This window comes from Bacteroidia bacterium (assembly GCA_037045145.1).
Taxonomy (GTDB): Bacteria; Bacteroidota; Bacteroidia; order AKYH767-A; family OLB10; genus OLB10.
Genome location: JBAOIA010000011.1, coordinates 1742010 through 1759185, shown reverse-complemented (window position 1 = coordinate 1759185; position 17176 = coordinate 1742010). Strand labels below are relative to the sequence as shown.

Genomic DNA, 17176 nt, shown 5'->3' with positions numbered 1-17176 from the left:
CTTATCCGGAAACTTCACTTATCCACTGTCTCAAAATCAGGTATGTCGTCTTGAAATTCAAAACGGTCTTCTACCCTTCTACAACAAAAATGTTCTAAACCATTACTTACTACAAGATAAGGAACGTCAAAAGTCAGATTATATCGTGCAACCTGATAAAAGACTTCTTGTGTAATAGCTACTTCAGGAGCTTTAAACTCACATATCAGCCAAGGTGATAAATCATGCTTATAAACAATAAGGTCAGCACGCATTTTCATATTATTAAAAACATGTTCTTTTTCAATGGCAAACAATCCTTTAGGATATTTTTTTTCATAAATCAAGAACATCATAAAATGTTGACGCACCCACTCTTCAGGTGTCAAAGCAACATACTTGTTTCGGAGCTGGTCAAAAATTTGTTTACTTTGTCCCTCTGTTTTAATTTTAAAATCAAAATGAGGTAAATTCAATTCAATCATTGAACGAAATTAAAAAACTCTTAGAAATTAATACCAAAACAGATGAATTAGATTTCAAGAAATAAAACTTTATATGCATTCGAAAGAAGAAATTGTAAAAAACTGGCTCCCACGATACACAGGCACCGCTATTGAAGATTTTGGTAAATACATTTTACTCACCAACTTCAATAATTATGTTGAAATTTTTGCAGAACAACATCAGGTAGAAATCATGGGCACACACCGTTCGATGCCTAATGCTACAGCCAATGGTATTACATTAATTAATTTCGGAATGGGCAGTGCCAATGCTGCAACTATTATGGATTTGCTTACAGCTATTGAACCGGAAGCTTGTTTATTTCTTGGGAAATGTGGTGGCTTAAAACGTAAAAATCAATTGGGAGATTTAATACTGCCCATTGCTGCTATTCGTGGTGAAGGAACTTCCAATGACTATTTGCCGGCTGAAGTTCCTGCTTTGCCTGCCTTTAGTTTGCAAAAAGCCGTGTCAACAACCATTAGAGATTATGACAAGGACTATTGGACAGGTACCGTTTACACTACAAACCGAAGAGTATGGGAGCATGACGAGGAGTTTAAACAATACCTGCGGAAAATGCGTTGTATGGCAATTGATATGGAAACAGCTACAATTTTTACAACCGGATTTGTAAATCAGATTCCTTCCGGAGCTTTGTTATTAGTAAGCGATCAACCAATGATACCTGATGGAGTGAAAACAGAAAAAAGTGATTTGAGTGTTACAAGACAATTTGTTAAAGATCATATCAATATTGGAATTGACTCTTTGAATCAATTAAAAAATAACGGTCTTACGGTAAAGCATCTGCGTTTTTAACTAACCATGCCAGAACGCAAATTTGAAGAGATATTAAAAGATCTTAAAAACAAGGTTTATCACCCTCTGTATTTTCTACAGGGCGAAGAGCCTTATTACATAGATGCCATCAGCGATTATGTTGAAAAAAATGTGCTGAATGACATGGAGAAAGAGTTTAATCAAACCGTTCTCTATGGTCGTGAAGCGGATGCTATGGGAATTGTGAGTGCTGCACGAAGGTTTCCAATGATATCTAACTATCAGGTTGTAATTATTAAAGAAGCACAAGATGTAAAATGGTTTGGCAATAAGGATAAAGAAGAGGATAAAGCAAAAGATAAAAGCAAGGAGAAAGAAGATCCGTTGATGCTATATCTTCAGAATCCTACACCAACAACCATACTGTTGTTTTGTTATAAATACAAAACCATTGACAGCCGAACAAAAAAAGGAAAACTAATAAAAGATAAAGCACAGTTTCTTGAAACAAAAAAATTGTATGATAATCAATTACCTGCCTGGATAAAAAACTATCTGAAAGACAGAAAAATAAAAGCTGATGACCATGCTGTAGAAATGCTTGCCGAATACTTAGGGAATGATTTGTCTAAAATCAATAATGAAGTTGGGAAAATGCTGATTAACCTTAAAGATAAATCGGTTATTACGCCTAATGATATACGTGAGCATATTGGCGTGAGTAAAGACTACAATGTTTTTGAATTGCAGAATGCATTGGCTGAACGCAATGTTTTAAAAGCAAACAGAATTGTTAATTATTTTGAAGCCAATCCAAAAAACAATCCTATTCAATTGATTATTGGCAGCTTGTTTGCTTACTTTAATAAAATTCTCATTTATCATTTCACCGTTGACAAATCTGCTGCATCATTAGCATCTGCATTAGGCATAAGTCCATTTTTTGTTAAAGATTATGAGCAAGCAGCCAGAAACTATCCAGTAAAAAAATTAGAAAAGATTATAGGATGGTTGCGCGAGTATGATCTAAAATCTAAAGGTGTAGGCAGTACGGATCAGGTGCCAACAGGAGATTTGCTCAGGGAAATGGTTTTTAAAATTATTCATTAATTGTGATTCGTGTATCAGTAGTTTCTTATCTCAACTCCAAACCATTTGTTGCCGGGTTGACACAAAATAGTATTAAAACCGAAATAGATTTGTCATTGGACATCCCTTCTGTTTGTGCAGAAAAACTAATCAATGGAAAAGTTGATATAGGATTGATACCTGTAGCTGTTCTTCCATTAGTAAAAAATGCGCAAATCATAACTCCGTTTTGTATTGCCTCAAACGGAAATGTTAACTCTGTACTGTTGTTAAGTCAGGTTGCGTTAAATGAAATAAATCAAATCTGGCTTGATTATCATAGCAGAACTTCGGTAATGCTGGCACAGTTACTTGCAAAAGATTTCTGGAAAATTGATGTTAGTTGGCTTCCGTCTGAAAAAGGTTTTGAAAATAAAATAGAAGGTAAAACTGCAGGCATTGTTATTGGTGACAGGGCATTGGCATTGAAGTCAAACTTCAAATATGTATATGACCTTGCTACTGAATGGAAAAAACATACGGGACTACCTTTTGTCTTTGCCTGTTGGGTAAGCAACAAGTCCTTACCGGAAAAATTTATTGCTGCTTTTTCTCATGCACTCAGTCAGGGAATAGAAATGATTCCTGAGTTAAGTAAACAACTTCAACCTGACTATCGTTTTGATGTAGAATCCTATTTAACTGAAAACATTGACTTCAGGTTAAATGAGCAAAAAGAACAAGCATTGAAATTGTTTTTACAACAAATTTCATAAAAGAAAATTAAAAGATAGTTTTAAATCCCTTTTTGATTTATTAGGAATATTGTTACCTCAGAACGACAATGAATTGTAAACAGAAAGTTTTTCTTTCAGTTTTTGTCTTGCAGTATGTATTCTGATTTTTACGGTTCCTAATGGAATAGATAATTGTGAAGCTATCTCTTCGTATTTATAGCCCCGGAAACTCATCATAAAAGGCACTTTAAGATTATCGGACAAATCATTGATTGCATTGTTGATTTCCTTCATCACCAAGTTAGCCTCACCTCTGTTTCTGGTTGCATTATTAATGTTATTAAGGAAAAATTGATTTTCGGTGCTGTCCAAGAATGTTTGGCTTTTCACCATTCTGCGATAGTTGTTTATGAAAATATTTCGCATTATGGTATAAAGCCATCCGCTAAGATTGGTTCCCTTTTCAAATTTATCTTCATTGTTTAATGCCTTCAACATTGTTTCCTGAATAAGGTCATTGGCATCTTCAGTATTTTGAGTGAGTTTTAATGCAAAACCTTTTAATGACCGATAATGGTCTTTTACTGAATCTTTAAATATGATATCTGAGTTTTTCATTTGTTTAACCTTTTTAAATTAAAGCTCAACAAACTTACGAAGCAAACATGAATTATGTATTAATGTTTAACTTAAATAATGTTAAAGTTAAACAATATGGCAAATTTCAGACAATCAAGCGGATAGCTTAGTAGAAGAAGGTATTGTATGCCTTTTTAAAATACTGACTGATTTTTCGAAGTGGCTTACGTAATGTTGTGAAGAATCCGGGCTTCAGATTGTTCATTTTCCAGGCAAGCTTATCTTCAATATTGGCTTTAAGTTTTACAAAAAAACTGACATTACTAACGCCTCCCATTCTCATTTTGACAATTGTTTCGGGGAGATAGGCAATCTTTATTTTATGCTTGTGAATAAGCCTAAGCATTAATTCATAGTCGGCAGAAAGTTTTAAATCGGTATTAATGTAGCCATACTTTTCATAAACCGACTTACGGACAAAGAAAGTAGGGTGTGGTGGCATCCATCCTTTCTCGAATGAATCGGGTTTACATTCTCCTGCCTTCCAAACACGCATTACTTTATTGGTATCTTCACGGTTAACAAAAATCAAATCTGCATAAACACCTTCCAGTTCGGGGTCAGCATTAAACAATTTCATGACATTGGAAATAACCTGTGCATGAGCATATAAATCGTCAGAATGTATGGCTCCGATTACATCACCTGATGCCATTTTTAAACCTTTATTGAGTCCATAGTAAAGTCCTCCATCTTTTTCGGAAACTATTTTGGTGATTTTATCCTTATACTTTTCAACTATCTGAAGTGTATTATCTTTTGACTTACCGTCTATAAGCAAATATTCCATATCGGAATAGTCCTGTGCAACAACAGATTTAATGGTGTCTTCAATAGTTGCAGCACTATTATAAGTTATTGTTACAATCGAAATCTTCATATTCATTATGTTCCTTAGGTCTTTTACCCATTATACAAAAATAGGTTGCAAAATCATTCTGCAAACAATTTTCTATTTTGATTTACTGTATCTGAATTGTTTAATACTTCTTTAGCAAGTTCAATAGCTCCATTTTGCCACAAGCTATACGTTTTCTGATCCATGGAAACTGCTTTTAACAGACTTTCAATAAAATGCTGTTGATTATCTAATGGAAAGTCAAATCCGGCATATTTTGCTTCAAGTCCATGCCATGGCGTGTTGTTGCTGATAATTACCGGAACACCAAATGCCAAACTTTCAACTATAGCATGTCCATAGTTTTCGTGCATTGTCAGCAATATTGAAAAATGATTGTTTTCAAATACTGATTCAGATTGTCTGGCATCAATAACGCCTTTGTATTCAACAGAAATATTTTGAGGTAACAACTTAATCAAATCTTTGCACTGACTCCAGTAAGCATCATCTTCAAGTGTACCATAAATTTGAAATGTAACTTTAAGATGCTGTGGAATTGCTTTAAGCCATTCCAACACAAGATGCAGATTTTTCTTTTTAGAGACGCGACTGAAAAACACCAAATTCAATTGACCGGAATTTTTAATTTTTGTTTCTGACACAGCAGGCTTTACAGATGATAAATTTAAAGCTACCCTGACTTCTGCCCTATTGCCAAACATTGCCTTTATCTCTTTTGCTTCTTGCTCTGTGCTGGCATGCCAACGTACTTTATCAAATGTGGCAAGCATTTTAGAGAGAGAAATAAATGCAAGTTTTTTCAATGGCTTAATAGCTAATGCACCTGCACCTAACATACCTCTTGGTGCAATAATACACTTACATTTTGGCAGATATTTTCGTGCAATCTTCAATGGCTTTAAGGTAAAGTTTTGAGAGAAAAAGCTGTTCATATACAATATGTCGGGCTGTTCACTTTGCATCACCGCACGTAATGATTTCTGACTGAAATTGCTTTGAGAAAAATAATAAACACGTGTACCATCCGGTAAAATATTCCATGCATCAGACTCAACTCCTGTATAAGGTTTGTCATCGCTAAAATCGGTATCGGAAGTAATTACGGCAAAGTCAAAATCATCTTTCAGGCAGTTTATTATACTGGCACAAGAACGTATTGGCCCGCCTGCTTTGTATCCGGGAAGGTACCAGTCAATTGCAACCAGAATTTTTTTTCTTGAGGACATCAGTATTCAATATTATTTTTTTCAAGCCAATGTTCAAGCACTACACAAAGCCACATATCGAGCCAACGTACACCCGGCTTTCCTTCATTAAAACTTTGCCATCTGTTAGTAAGTGCTTCTTTATTCATAAAGCCACGATTAGCAAGTGCGTAAATGCGGTCACCGCAGAAAGTACTCAACTCTTTTTTCAGCCATCTCTCCCATGGAAAAACAAAACCCATTTTTTTACGGTGCACAACTTCATCCGGTAATAAATCACCTAAACTATCTACCAAGAGTTTCTTAGGATAAACAGGGTTTTTATATTCATCCTTAACACCCATCACATATTCAACCAACTTATAGTCAAGAAACGGCACTCTTACTTCAAGAGCCACAGCCATACTCATCTGATCGGTATCGCGCAGCAATACGTTTTGCATATAGCTTGATATTTCTGCTGCACTCACCTGGCTGAAGAGCGGAAGTCTGACAGTGCTTTTATTCAATTCTTCTATTATTGATTTCACAGCATCAATGCCATTAAACTTTTCTTCGATAAATGCAGCCAACTGTTGTGTATTGCTTATTTGCCTTGAAACAGGAAAAGAATATTGCAAAGAAGCGTTTGGCGACAGCAATAACTGTTGCATTTTAATGCTTGCAGTATCTTTTTTTAATGTTGTAATTAATTTACCCAACAAGTGGCGAAGAGGCAATGGCAATTTCCAAAGCCAGCTTTTTTGATGCAACAATTCTGTACGTTTAAATACCGGATAACCGGCAAACAATTCATCACCACCAAGACCTGAGAGAGCCATTGTAACACCGGCTTGTCTTGTAATTTTTGAAACAATATATGAGTTAGGACCATCACCACTAGGGTGATCAAGAGCATTCATAGCTTCAGGCAATAAATTTAAAAAATCTTCCGGTTTAAGTAAAAACTCATGATGATCTGTTTGGTACTTATCAGCAATCAGTTTTGCAAATTTTGCTTCACTAAATTCCGATTCATCAAATGCAATGGTAAATGTTTTAACAGGTTGTGAGTGAATACGGCTCATAGCTCCTACCACAGCACTTGAGTCAATGCCACCGGAAAGAAATGCTCCAAAGGGCACATCGCTGATTAATCTTCTGCTTACAGCATCATAAAACAGTTTGTTAATATCGGCACAAACATTTTCATAGCTCTTGCCCTCCGAAGAAAAATCAGTGTTCTCAACAATATGCCAATACCGTTCAATATTTATTCCGGAAGCATTAATCGTCATACAATGACCGGGCATGAGCATAAACACATTATTAATAAACGTCTCAGGGGCATGAATGGTCTGATAAGTAAAATACTCATGAACAACTTTACGGTTAATCTTTCGAGGCACAATTCCTGATTGCAGCAACGACCTGATTTCTGAGCTGAACAAAACAGTTCTATCTTGTCTGAAATAGTAAACAGGTTTTATTCCTAACCTGTCGCGCGCAATAAAAAGTTCCTGTTTGGCTTTATCCCAAATGGCAAAAGCAAACATACCGTTAAAATGTCTCAAACAATCTTTACCCCATTTCATAAAGGCGGCAAGAATCACTTCTGTATCACTGTTTGACTTAAATTCATATCCGGAAAGATGCTTTTTTACTTCCTGAAAATTATAAATTTCACCATTGAATGCAATTTCAAGATTGCCATCATTACTTTGCATAGGCTGATGTCCTGCAGGAGAGAGATCTATAATAGCTAACCTACGGTGACCAAGAGCAACTTGCTCGTCAATATAGTACCCTTCATCATCAGGGCCGCGATGTGAAATAGCATTATTCATCTGCCTGATAGTAGATGACGACTGTACACTACCCATTCCATAAATGCCGGTTATTCCACACATAGTTTAATTACTGTTTAAAATTTTCCAGACTACAGAAGCCCATATATCGGGTGTTATAGACTTTGACAATTCATGACTTTTTTTACCCATTTCGATTAAAGTGCTATCAGATAAAAGCATTATTTTTTTTAAAGCTTTCTTCAATGACTCAACATTACTCGGCTCATGGTAATATCCGTTCTCACCTTGTTTTAAAAATGTCGATCCTGCAGGTGCCTTTGTACTTAACAACAACGGATAACCTGCAATAGCATATTCATGTACGACTACACCCCAATGTTCATCGTAAGTTGGTAAAAGAAAAACACCTGTCTGAAGTAAATATTCCTCCATTGCCGAAGGTTGAACAAACCCTACATTTCTGATTTTTGGATGCTGTGGAAACTCTTTTTCAAGCGGGCCTTTTCCCAAACACCACAACTCCCATTCATTTGGCATTTCATTCTGCAATTGTATAAATGCCTGCCACAGTTCACGAATACCTTTAATTTCAATATAACGACCAACAAAAATAAAGCGTTTTGGAAACTTCTTTTCCTTAATTGGCATTATCTTTTGATATGCCTGATTGAACAATTCGTAATTGGCTGAATACATGCCTGTTTCTATTCTACTCTCTTTAAATCCTAATTTTTTGGCATATACTACTTGTGGTTGCCCGGGAACCCAACAATGTGAAAAAATGCGAGGTAAAACAAATGGTGCTGTTACTGAAGCTATGTATTGTTTAAGTTTTCCTTCCCACAAATTATCGAATGCAAGCACTGTAGGTATTTTTCCAGAATATTGTTTGGCAACTTTTACATATCCCTTATCCATCCATCCATTACAAAAAATAAAATCAGGTTGGATTGCATCAGCCAGTTCATTGAGTTTTTGCCCATCATACTGTTTTCTGTCATAATAGGTAATGCCCTCAACAGCATCAAACCGAAACGGGGCGTTGGGGTCCAACGGATACTTTACTATATGTAGCTCGACAGGATAGTTTTGCACTGTTTTTTTAAAACAGGCTTCCACATATCCGGCAGGTTCAAGATACAGGAATAAGGCTTTCTTCTTGCTTGTCTGCATTAAACTGTTCTTCGTGAATTAATATATTTAAAATTAAAATCAGAATGATGTGAAACGGATTTAGCGATCCCATAATCCATGCTTCAAAAGATGCTGAAAAAATAACGGCAAACAACACTGCGAATGCAATTTTAGTATGCAACATTGCTTTGAAATACGTTTTAATAAATCCAACTGCAAAAAGAATCAGACCTATCAATCCGGTGTTCATCCACAATGCAAGCCATGAGTTGTGAACACCTCCCTGATGTCCGAGGGCACTTAGCCAATGTCTGTTGACATAAAAATACCATTCATCATAGGCAAAGCCTCTACCCATAAAAAACTGCGACTGAATTTGTTTCCATGCTGCACGCCAAGCAATCAATCTTCCGGAACCATCTTCAATGGCTTCTGCTCTAAGATAATGCCCAAGTCCCATAGCTTCTACGATGGCCACAATATTCTGATTGATTACTTCATACAGTACGATAGTCACTATTAACACTGCAAATCCGGCAAAATATCCCATCTCATAGAATCTTGCAAACAATAGAAATATCAAAATAGACATCATGGTATTTCGGGAAACAGCTAAGAGTGTGCTTAAAATAATGAGCCCATAAACTATCCGTATTTCATTTTGGTCGAGTAGTCCGGGGAACTTTTTCAGAGAAACATAAACGAGTATGAAAAGCAAGGTACAAGCAATACCAATACCGTTCGGGTTTCCATACACGCCACAAAATCGTCCTACCAAAAAAACTGTGTTAGGGAACAATGGAATCATGATAACTCCTACTAAGAGGATCAAACAAAATAACATTATTACGTCTCTTAAAAACGATTCGCCCTCTTCACGAAATTGTTTGAGGAAATAGGCCGGAACAACAGTAAAAAGAAGCACATAACTTAATGTTTTCATGGCACTGTTGGTGAAATTTACCGAAGGTGCTTGCAAAAGCATGAGTCCACCCCAGATAAAAAATGGAATAAAAGGTTTGAAGTAATCATTGCTGCCGCTGAAATTTTTTCTATCGAAAAAATAAAACACCGATAGCAAAACAATATAAATATTTTTAGCGGTAGCGGCATAAAGTGCTTCTGTCTGCCGGCTATCACTCATGATGAGCAAAAACAGCAACCCTAAAATCAGTTCTTTATACATGCCTTTCATTTTGAGCATCACAACACTCAGAGTTACTGCGGCTACGCCAAGATTTTGATTGATGATACCGCACAACACCCATGCTAAACACATGATAACAAACTGTGAATTATTGCGGATAAACTGAAGCATTTGGTGGTTTAGAATTGCAAAATTAACAATTATGTTTTCTGTTCCTTCATTTGTTGAAATAGTTCGAGATGTTGTTGTGCAATCACAGGCCAGGTAAACTTCTCTTTGACTCTTATGTATGACTGTTCGGCCATTCGCTTTTTCGCCTGCTCATTCAAAACAAAGTACATAGATATGGCATCTTTCAGAGATTTTACATCAGATTTCTCAATGATGTATCCATTTAAAGAATCAACCATAACAGTAGTTGCACCAGTATCTGTTACAATAACAGGCAAGGAATAACTCATAGCTTCCAATACTACTGTTGGCATTCCCTCAAACAATGTTGGCAAGACAAAAACGTCACATTCTTTATAAAGGCTGTTTAGTTTTTCATCATCGGCAAAACCATGAAAAATTACATTTGGTTCTTTTACAGTTGTACTGAAATGTTCAAACAACGGACCTTTACCCACTAAATGAAATTCTATCTCATTTTTATACCCACCATTATTCAGTTGTGTTGCTGCATCCATCAATACATGAATTCCTTTATTAGCGGCAAATCTTCCTACAAACAAAAGTTTTAACGGCCTCTGACCAAAAGCAGTCCGCTCAAATTTTTGAGAAGGCAGATTTATTGCATTTGGCAACACAACAATTTTACTATTGTGATTTTTAATATTACTTCTTAATAGCTGTGTTAAACGACCACCCAGTGAAACTACTTTTGCTGCCTTTGAAAAAAGATAACCAAAAACAAACTTAAATGGCATGGCTTTTAATTTATCGGTAAAAGAAAGTGCCTGATAAAATTCCAATCCATGAGGGTTGAGTATAACACGATTTCCAATTTTATCAATATTGTGCCAAACGGACATTCCTTGCGCATAAATAATTGCATCAGGAAACTGTTTCAATGCCTCATAAACCTGTTTAGAATAGTAATACTCATTTAACAGATAATTGTTGCTGTGTTTGTTACGTTTGATTCCAATTTCAGTAATATTCAATGATGCATCAAATACATTCTGCTCATGATGCTGATGAATAACTGCAATATTTATTTTCTTAGTTTTTGCCAGTTCTTCAACTAATAAACGTGTATGTTTTTGAATTCCACCAACAAGTTGAGGATAAACACCATCTGTACAAAAAACTACCTGAATAGGTTGACTCATTGCACCAATGTTTTAATGCCATCTTCTATTCCTATTTTTGGTGTCCATCCAAGCGACTTCAGTTTAGAAACATCAGCAAGTAAATGTTGTCTTTCTACTTTACGAACTCTTGTCTGATCCACTTCTATTTCTATTTTTTCGTTTATAGCTTTTGAAAAAGCATCAACAATTTCTGTAACAGAATACTCAATGCCGCGACCGAGATTGTAGGTATGAATACCTCCTTCTACATGCGTTAACAAAGTTTCAACGGCAGCTGCCATATCGTAGGTGTGAATAAAATCACGTTTGGGAGTAAGGTTGCCTAATTTAATTACCCGTTTTCCTTCAAGAACTTGTTGCTGAATTTCAGGTATCAGGTGCGGATTGGTTTCATTAGGACCAAAGGCATTAAAAAACCTGCAAACAACAACAGGGATATCCGTCTCTAAAAAAAACTCATTGCATAAATGCTCGCCTGTTAGTTTTGATAATCCATAAATATCCATAGGGCCGGTGGCAAAACTCTCACTCACAGCTAAGTCATAAATAGGATAAACCGCAGCTGTAGATGCAAAAAACACTTTCTCAGGAGTATATTTTTTTGCTGCCTTTAAAAGGTGCATTGTTCCTCTTATGTTGATGTTGCTACTCTCATAGGGATGTTGATTGCAATAGGGAATAAAATGCACTGCTGCCAAATGAATAATATATTGGGGCATGATTTTACCAATAATCTCATCAATTCGTTGTTCATCAAGAATATCGGCATTAAAAAAATGACTGTCATCAATATTGATAAACTGCCTGTTGCCAAATGAAAGATTGTCGATTACAAAAATTTCATGTTTTTGCTTCTGAAGGTGTGCAATTACGGCCGAGCCAATAAATCCTGCACCGCCTGTTACTAATATCCGTTTCATAAAAAATGGTGGTTATAAATTTCTATGTTTCTTTTTAAAGGCTTGTTGTACGAATGTTTTATAAAAAAGTTTAAGTCATAAAGTGTATTAAATTGGTATAACTTGCATTGTGTGATTTTTTAGTAAAGTTGTCAATGACTAATTGAAGTAACCTGTTTCGTGCTGAGATTTCCAAACGATTCAACTGCAACGAAGTTTTATCCAACACCCATCCACAATCATTTTGCTGTACAAATGACGTATAATCTCCAATACCTTCGGAAATAATTACAGGCAGACCTGCAGATAGATATTCAGCAAACTTTGTAGGCGATGCTACCTGATTGGTTACACTTTTCTCTCTAATTAAAATTCCAATATCGCATGATTTCAAAATCCCTGAAACTTCACTGTGTTTTACAAAAGTCTGAAAAATTTTATCCGGGAAAACTATCTTCAACTGATCTACATTTTTATCCTTTTCAGAGAGAAAGAGCACTTTAACGTTTTTGTTCTCACTAAGATTCTTCTGCAGAAAACCCTGCAACAAATCAAATGACTGCCATCCTGCCGTTGAACCGGAATATACCAATACAATATCATCAGGCTTAAAGTTCATTTTTTGTCTTTCTTTTTCAATTTCCTCTTGCTTCAACATTTCAGGGCGAAAACCTGTGTTTAATGTACATGGAATTACAACATGATTGTTTTCATTGTAACCATATCGCACATTCCAATACTTTACCAATTCTTCTGAAACGGCTATTCGAAAATCAGCATTCAACACAACAGATTTTTCCCATGTATGAATATTAGTTTTCCATTCCTGAAGTGGCACTACCTGATATTCATTCCATTCTGCAGCTATTGCACCACGACCATCAAAACACACTTTTAGTTTCAAAAACGACTTTAGACGCAATGCTAATCTTGTTGCAAGGACATTTCGGGCAATAACACTTCGTTGGTTAAGCATGAGTAAAACAAAAAACAACATCAAGGTATTAAATCCAAAACTTGTCATCCGAGGTAACATCGGCAAGACAATTGCTGAGGGCATTTCTTGTATAATTTTTTGCCTGTTTTTACTGAAACTGTGCAGGGAAATGAATGACACCAACCTGATTTGTGCATTGTGACTCTCATTTAAAAAATTACATACATCGATTACTTGACTGGAATAAACACCAGAAGGCTGATCGGCATAGGTAAGATAAATCATATTTTAACTTTTTCAAGCAAAGAAACATGATTAAGCATGTAGGTTTCCAATGTACCTAATGTACTTTTCAACAAACAGAATTAACACTATTATCATAACGAGCCTTCTTTAGTGTGAAAATGCTTGCTTTATGCACTTTTTGTGACTATGTCATGAAGTCTTAAAAACCCGGTTGAAAATGCTGTGATAAATAGCGGATTTATTATTAAAGGAATCTTATTTTCGTCCCGGAATAAATACAACCTGTTACAAATGAACTGGAAATTTTGGAAAAGCAATGGACGCAAAAGTAAAACGCGTGAGTGGATTGATGCATTAGTTTTTGCTGTTGTAGCTGCAACAATTATTAGAACCTTTTTAATTGAAGCATTTACGATACCAACACCATCAATGGAAAAGTCGTTGCTCGTTGGCGATTTTCTATTTGTCAGCAAAGTGAGTTATGGTGCAAGAACGCCAATGACCCCTTTATCTTTTCCCTTTGTACATCAGGAATTGCCGCTAATTGGTGGAAAATCGTACAGTGATGCAGTGAAGTGGGGTTACCATCGCCTTCCGGGATTTGGAAATATTAAAAACAACGATGTTGTTGTTTTTAATTATCCGGGAAATATATTTTATCCAGACGATGATTTGAAAAGACCAATTGACAAAAAAACCCATTACATTAAAAGATGTGTAGGTATTCCAGGAGATAGTTTAAAAATTATTGATGGTCTTTTGTTTGTAAATAACAAACCTGTGCCACTACCAGAACATGGACAAATGACATACACTGTAATAACAGATGGCAACACTATCAATCCGAAAACCTTAGAGAAATATAATATTTATGAAGGTGCAAATCTTGGAAATGGAATTTATCAGTTTACACTGACTCAGGAAATTGCAGATGAATTAAAAAAACTACCTTTTATAAAAAGTGTTGAGTTGTATAATCAGCTTCCAGGCGCACCAAGTCAGTTTCAAAAATTATTTCCATTTGATACAAGATATGACTGGAATATTGACAACTACGGGCCGATATGGATTCCTAAAGCTGGAAAAACCATAACATTAACCGAAGCAAATCTTCCATTTTATCAACGTTGTATTGTTGAGTTTGAAGATAATACCTTAGTCATAAAAGGGAATCAATTTATTATTAATGGGATACCAACTACCACCTACACATTCAAACAAGATTACTATTGGATGATGGGTGATAACAGGCATAACAGTGCTGATTCCCGTTTCTGGGGATTTGTTCCAGAAGACCATATTGTAGGCAAGGCTGTCTTTATCTGGATGAGTTGGAATAGCAATGGCACTTTCTTCGATAAAGTAAGATGGGGTCGCTTATTTAACTTTATTCATTAATGTCTGTTGCAGTATTTTCAACAACATATTTTCCTTCGTTAGAATACATCAAACATCTTCTTCTATTCGATGAGATAATTATCGAAGTCAATGAGTATTTTCCACATCAGACTAACAGAAATCGTTGTCATATTCTTGGTCCTAATGGCATGCAAAGGCTTACTGTTCCCATAAAACAAAACCATGTAAAAACACCTACAGGCAATATTGAAATTATTGATGGCAAATGGAAGCAACAACATTGGCGCAGTTTAACTACTGCATATAACAGAAGTGCATTGTTTGAATTTTATAAAGACGAATTAGAGTCCATTATATTTGACAAACATCAATTATTGATTGAACTAAATACAAGAATTCTATCATTCCTGTTGAAAGCCCAAAAGAAAACTATGGCAATAAATTTTACTACATCATTTCAGTCGAGTTACGAAAATGACTTTCGTTATATCTCCGATGAAAAATCACAAAATCAAATTTCTAAAATAATACTCCCTTCCTACCCTCAGGTATTTTCAGGGAAAACGGGGTTTGTTTCAAACCTAAGTGCTATTGATGCCTTGTTTAACGGTGCATTGTAATTTCACTTTAAAAAACCAACCATACTATTATCTACTTTTGTTGTTTACCCAATAAACAGTGAATAAGAAAAAAATCATTAATGATCCGGTATATGGTTTTATAACCATTCCTTCTGAATTTATCTTCGACCTGATAGAACATCCATACTTTCAAAGACTGAGACGCATTCGGCAATTGGGGCTTGCACAATATGTTTATCCGGGTGCAATGCACACACGATTTCATCATGCTATTGGCGCAATGCATATTACTCAAATCGCCATTGAGACTTTAAGAAACAAAGGTCATGAAATCACGACTGCTGAAGAGGAAGCAGTGAGTGCGGCTATTTTATTACATGACATCGGGCATGGCCCTTTTTCGCATGCTTTAGAGCACACACTTGTTGCACATCTGATGCACGAAGAGATTTCAATGATGATTATGGAGAAAATCAATGAGAATTTGGGCGGTGCATTGAACATGGCAATAGCAATTTTTAAAAATGTTTATCCTAAAAAGTTTCTGCATCAGTTAGTCAGCAGTCAGTTGGATATGGATAGATTGGATTATCTGGCACGCGATAGTTTTTTTACAGGTGTTTCTGAAGGAATTATCAGCAGCGAAAGAATATTAAAAATGCTCAATGTATTTGACGACAAGTTGGTTATTGATGCTAAAGGAATTTACTCAGTCGAAAAATTTATTGTTGCAAGAAGATTAATGTACTGGCAGGTTTATTTACATAAAACTGTTCTTGCAGCAGAAAATCAACTCATCAACACTTTAAAAAGAGCACGTTTTCTGACCTCCAAAGGGGATGATTTATTCGGAACAAAATCATTTAAAACATTTCTTAAAAATAATTTTACAGCTGAAGAATTTAAAAAACAACCGCATCTGATTGATGAATTTTGTCAGCTTGATGACTTTGACATTTTTACAAGTATTAAAGAATGGATGCACCATGATGATTTTCTTTTATCACATTTATGTAAAGGATTAATTGACAGAAATTTGTTTAAAATAAGATTGCAGGATAAGCCCTTTACACAAATAGAAACAGATACTTATTTAAAGAAGGCTGAAAAAGTTTACAATATCACAGAGGAAGAAGCTGCAAGTCTTGTTTTTACAGGGAAAATTGAAAACAGTGCATACACAACAAGTCAGGAAAATATACATATACTTTTCAAAGACAACACCATTATAGATATTGCTGATGCTTCGGACAACTTAAGTATTTCTGCACTAAGTAAGCCAGTGGTAAAACATTATTTATGTGTTGACTTCGGTTGCTTGTAAGAAATTCCAATTCAATTTTCAGGAAAAATAAACTTGGGCTGTAATGATTTCAGATGAAACGATTTTCTATGATAAGGTGATAGCCCGTATTTCTTAATTGCTTCAACATGAATTGCTGTGGCATAAGCTTTATTTTTATCCCAACTATAAACAGGGTATTTATAGTGCAATTTCAGCATATACTCATCACGATGTGTTTTTGCAAGAACAGAGGCAGCAGCAATAGATGAAAACAAACCATCTCCTTTAACAATACAATTATGAGGCAGTGTTTTATACTTTTTAAACCTGTTTCCATCTATAAGCAACCTTTCGGGTAATACTTCCAACGCTGCTATTGCCTTGTGCATGGCACGATAGGTTGCCTGCAAAATATTAATTTTGTCAATCTCGGTATGTGTGCTGAAAGCCACTGCCCAGGCCAATGCCTCTTCCTCAACAACTTTGCGTAATTTATCTCTTTGCGAAGAAGAAAGTTTTTTTGAATCATTCAACAGAGGATTCCTGAAATCACGAGGGAGAATTACAGCAGCAGCAAAAACAGGACCTGCCAAACAACCTCTGCCGGCTTCATCAATGCCGGCTTCAACATCTTCAGAAAAATAAGCTTTAAGCATATCAGGGCAAAAATAAATGCATTATTTTAATTACTCACACAACTTT

The 17176-nt window shown here is 35.5% G+C and carries 17 protein-coding genes; 6 read left to right on the top strand and 11 right to left on the bottom strand.

The window, feature by feature from the left end; translation table 11 throughout:
* Window positions 1-14: 14 nt before the first annotated feature.
* The gene (locus V9G42_08350) at window positions 15-464 is read right to left on the bottom strand and encodes a type I restriction enzyme HsdR N-terminal domain-containing protein (GenBank protein MEI2759423.1); all 450 of its coding nucleotides are present in this window, start codon (window positions 462-464) and stop codon (window positions 15-17) included.
* 73 nt (window positions 465-537) lie between these two features.
* Between V9G42_08350 and V9G42_08345 the strand changes: the two genes are divergently transcribed.
* From V9G42_08345 to V9G42_08335, 3 genes are read left to right on the top strand one after another with little or no spacing between them, the layout of a single operon-like run.
* Window positions 538-1308: an AMP nucleosidase gene (locus tag V9G42_08345; protein MEI2759422.1), complete on the top strand. Its 771-nt coding sequence runs from the start codon at window positions 538-540 to the stop codon at window positions 1306-1308.
* 6 nt (window positions 1309-1314) lie between these two features.
* Window positions 1315-2379 carry a DNA polymerase III subunit delta gene (gene holA, locus V9G42_08340; protein ID MEI2759421.1) on the top strand — a complete coding sequence of 355 codons (1065 nt, stop codon included), beginning with the start codon at window positions 1315-1317 and terminating at the stop codon, window positions 2377-2379.
* A 2-nt stretch (window positions 2380-2381) separates the two neighbouring features.
* Window positions 2382-3113: a menaquinone biosynthesis protein gene (locus tag V9G42_08335; protein MEI2759420.1), complete on the top strand. Its 732-nt coding sequence runs from the start codon at window positions 2382-2384 to the stop codon at window positions 3111-3113.
* Window positions 3114-3170: 57 nt separating this feature from the next.
* Here V9G42_08335 and V9G42_08330 read toward each other — a convergent pair whose 3' ends face one another.
* The 9 genes from V9G42_08330 to V9G42_08290 form a co-directional block, all read right to left on the bottom strand.
* Entirely contained in the window at window positions 3171-3692 is a 522-nt protein-coding gene (locus tag V9G42_08330) for an RNA polymerase sigma factor (protein ID MEI2759419.1), read from the bottom strand.
* 127 nt (window positions 3693-3819) lie between these two features.
* Complete coding sequence (locus tag V9G42_08325; GenBank protein MEI2759418.1) at window positions 3820-4593, bottom strand: glycosyltransferase family 2 protein; 774 nt, start codon at window positions 4591-4593, stop codon at window positions 3820-3822.
* A gap of 53 nt (window positions 4594-4646) precedes the next feature.
* On the bottom strand, window positions 4647-5801 hold the full coding sequence (locus V9G42_08320) for a glycosyltransferase (GenBank protein MEI2759417.1): 1155 nt from the start codon (window positions 5799-5801) through the stop codon (window positions 4647-4649).
* Window positions 5801-7669: an asparagine synthase (glutamine-hydrolyzing) gene (asnB, locus tag V9G42_08315; protein MEI2759416.1), complete on the bottom strand. Its 1869-nt coding sequence runs from the start codon at window positions 7667-7669 to the stop codon at window positions 5801-5803. Before asnB ends, V9G42_08320 begins: the two co-directional genes overlap by 1 nt.
* A 3-nt stretch (window positions 7670-7672) precedes the next feature.
* A complete protein-coding gene (locus tag V9G42_08310; protein MEI2759415.1) occupies window positions 7673-8743 on the bottom strand; it encodes a glycosyltransferase family 4 protein in 1071 nt (356 codons plus the stop codon).
* Entirely contained in the window at window positions 8703-10022 is a 1320-nt protein-coding gene (locus tag V9G42_08305) for an O-antigen ligase family protein (protein MEI2759414.1), read from the bottom strand. The genes V9G42_08310 and V9G42_08305 overlap by 41 nt, the downstream gene beginning before the upstream one ends.
* 29 nt (window positions 10023-10051) lie before the next feature.
* Complete coding sequence (locus tag V9G42_08300; protein MEI2759413.1) at window positions 10052-11185, bottom strand: glycosyltransferase family 4 protein; 1134 nt, start codon at window positions 11183-11185, stop codon at window positions 10052-10054.
* Window positions 11182-12087, bottom strand: a complete 906-nt coding sequence (locus tag V9G42_08295; GenBank protein MEI2759412.1) for an NAD(P)-dependent oxidoreductase — start codon at window positions 12085-12087, stop codon at window positions 11182-11184. The genes V9G42_08300 and V9G42_08295 overlap by 4 nt, the downstream gene beginning before the upstream one ends.
* A 70-nt stretch (window positions 12088-12157) precedes the next feature.
* Window positions 12158-13288: a hypothetical protein gene (locus V9G42_08290; GenBank protein ID MEI2759411.1), complete on the bottom strand. Its 1131-nt coding sequence runs from the start codon at window positions 13286-13288 to the stop codon at window positions 12158-12160.
* Between the two features lie 252 nt (window positions 13289-13540).
* Between V9G42_08290 and lepB the strand changes: the two genes are divergently transcribed.
* Genes lepB through V9G42_08275 form a run of 3 tightly spaced genes read left to right on the top strand, consistent with a single transcriptional unit; the run spans window position 13541 to window position 16513 of the window.
* Window positions 13541-14647: a signal peptidase I gene (gene lepB, locus V9G42_08285; protein MEI2759410.1), complete on the top strand. Its 1107-nt coding sequence runs from the start codon at window positions 13541-13543 to the stop codon at window positions 14645-14647.
* A complete protein-coding gene (locus V9G42_08280) occupies window positions 14647-15228 on the top strand; it encodes a WbqC family protein (GenBank protein ID MEI2759409.1) in 582 nt (193 codons plus the stop codon). The genes lepB and V9G42_08280 overlap by 1 nt, the downstream gene beginning before the upstream one ends.
* Window positions 15229-15286: 58 nt before the next feature.
* Window positions 15287-16513, top strand: a complete 1227-nt coding sequence (locus tag V9G42_08275) for an HD domain-containing protein (protein MEI2759408.1) — start codon at window positions 15287-15289, stop codon at window positions 16511-16513.
* Window positions 16514-16524: 11 nt separating this feature from the next.
* Here V9G42_08275 and V9G42_08270 read toward each other — a convergent pair whose 3' ends face one another.
* A complete protein-coding gene (locus tag V9G42_08270) occupies window positions 16525-17130 on the bottom strand; it encodes a ribonuclease HII (protein ID MEI2759407.1) in 606 nt (201 codons plus the stop codon).
* Window positions 17131-17176: the final 46 nt, after the last annotated feature.

Bases quoted from the DNA above. Each gene is read 5' to 3' on its own strand.
- V9G42_08325 (MEI2759418.1), bottom strand. From the start codon at position 4,593: ATGAAGATTTCGATTGTAACAATAACTTATAATAGTGCTGCAACTATT.
- V9G42_08345 (MEI2759422.1), top strand. From the start codon at position 538: ATGCATTCGAAAGAAGAAATTGTAAAAAACTGGCTCCCACGATACACA.
- asnB (MEI2759416.1), bottom strand. From the start codon at position 7,669: ATGTGTGGAATAACCGGCATTTATGGAATGGGTAGTGTACAGTCGTCA.
- V9G42_08330 (MEI2759419.1), bottom strand. From the start codon at position 3,692: ATGAAAAACTCAGATATCATATTTAAAGATTCAGTAAAAGACCATTAT.
- V9G42_08310 (MEI2759415.1), bottom strand. From the start codon at position 8,743: ATGCAGACAAGCAAGAAGAAAGCCTTATTCCTGTATCTTGAACCTGCC.
- V9G42_08280 (MEI2759409.1), top strand. From the start codon at position 14,647: ATGTCTGTTGCAGTATTTTCAACAACATATTTTCCTTCGTTAGAATAC.
- V9G42_08300 (MEI2759413.1), bottom strand. From the start codon at position 11,185: ATGAGTCAACCTATTCAGGTAGTTTTTTGTACAGATGGTGTTTATCCT.
- V9G42_08295 (MEI2759412.1), bottom strand. From the start codon at position 12,087: ATGAAACGGATATTAGTAACAGGCGGTGCAGGATTTATTGGCTCGGCC.
- V9G42_08305 (MEI2759414.1), bottom strand. From the start codon at position 10,022: ATGCTTCAGTTTATCCGCAATAATTCACAGTTTGTTATCATGTGTTTA.
- V9G42_08290 (MEI2759411.1), bottom strand. From the start codon at position 13,288: ATGATTTATCTTACCTATGCCGATCAGCCTTCTGGTGTTTATTCCAGT.
- V9G42_08350 (MEI2759423.1), bottom strand. From the start codon at position 464: ATGATTGAATTGAATTTACCTCATTTTGATTTTAAAATTAAAACAGAG.
- V9G42_08320 (MEI2759417.1), bottom strand. From the start codon at position 5,801: ATGTCCTCAAGAAAAAAAATTCTGGTTGCAATTGACTGGTACCTTCCC.
- lepB (MEI2759410.1), top strand. From the start codon at position 13,541: ATGAACTGGAAATTTTGGAAAAGCAATGGACGCAAAAGTAAAACGCGT.
- holA (MEI2759421.1), top strand. From the start codon at position 1,315: ATGCCAGAACGCAAATTTGAAGAGATATTAAAAGATCTTAAAAACAAG.
- V9G42_08270 (MEI2759407.1), bottom strand. From the start codon at position 17,130: ATGCTTAAAGCTTATTTTTCTGAAGATGTTGAAGCCGGCATTGATGAA.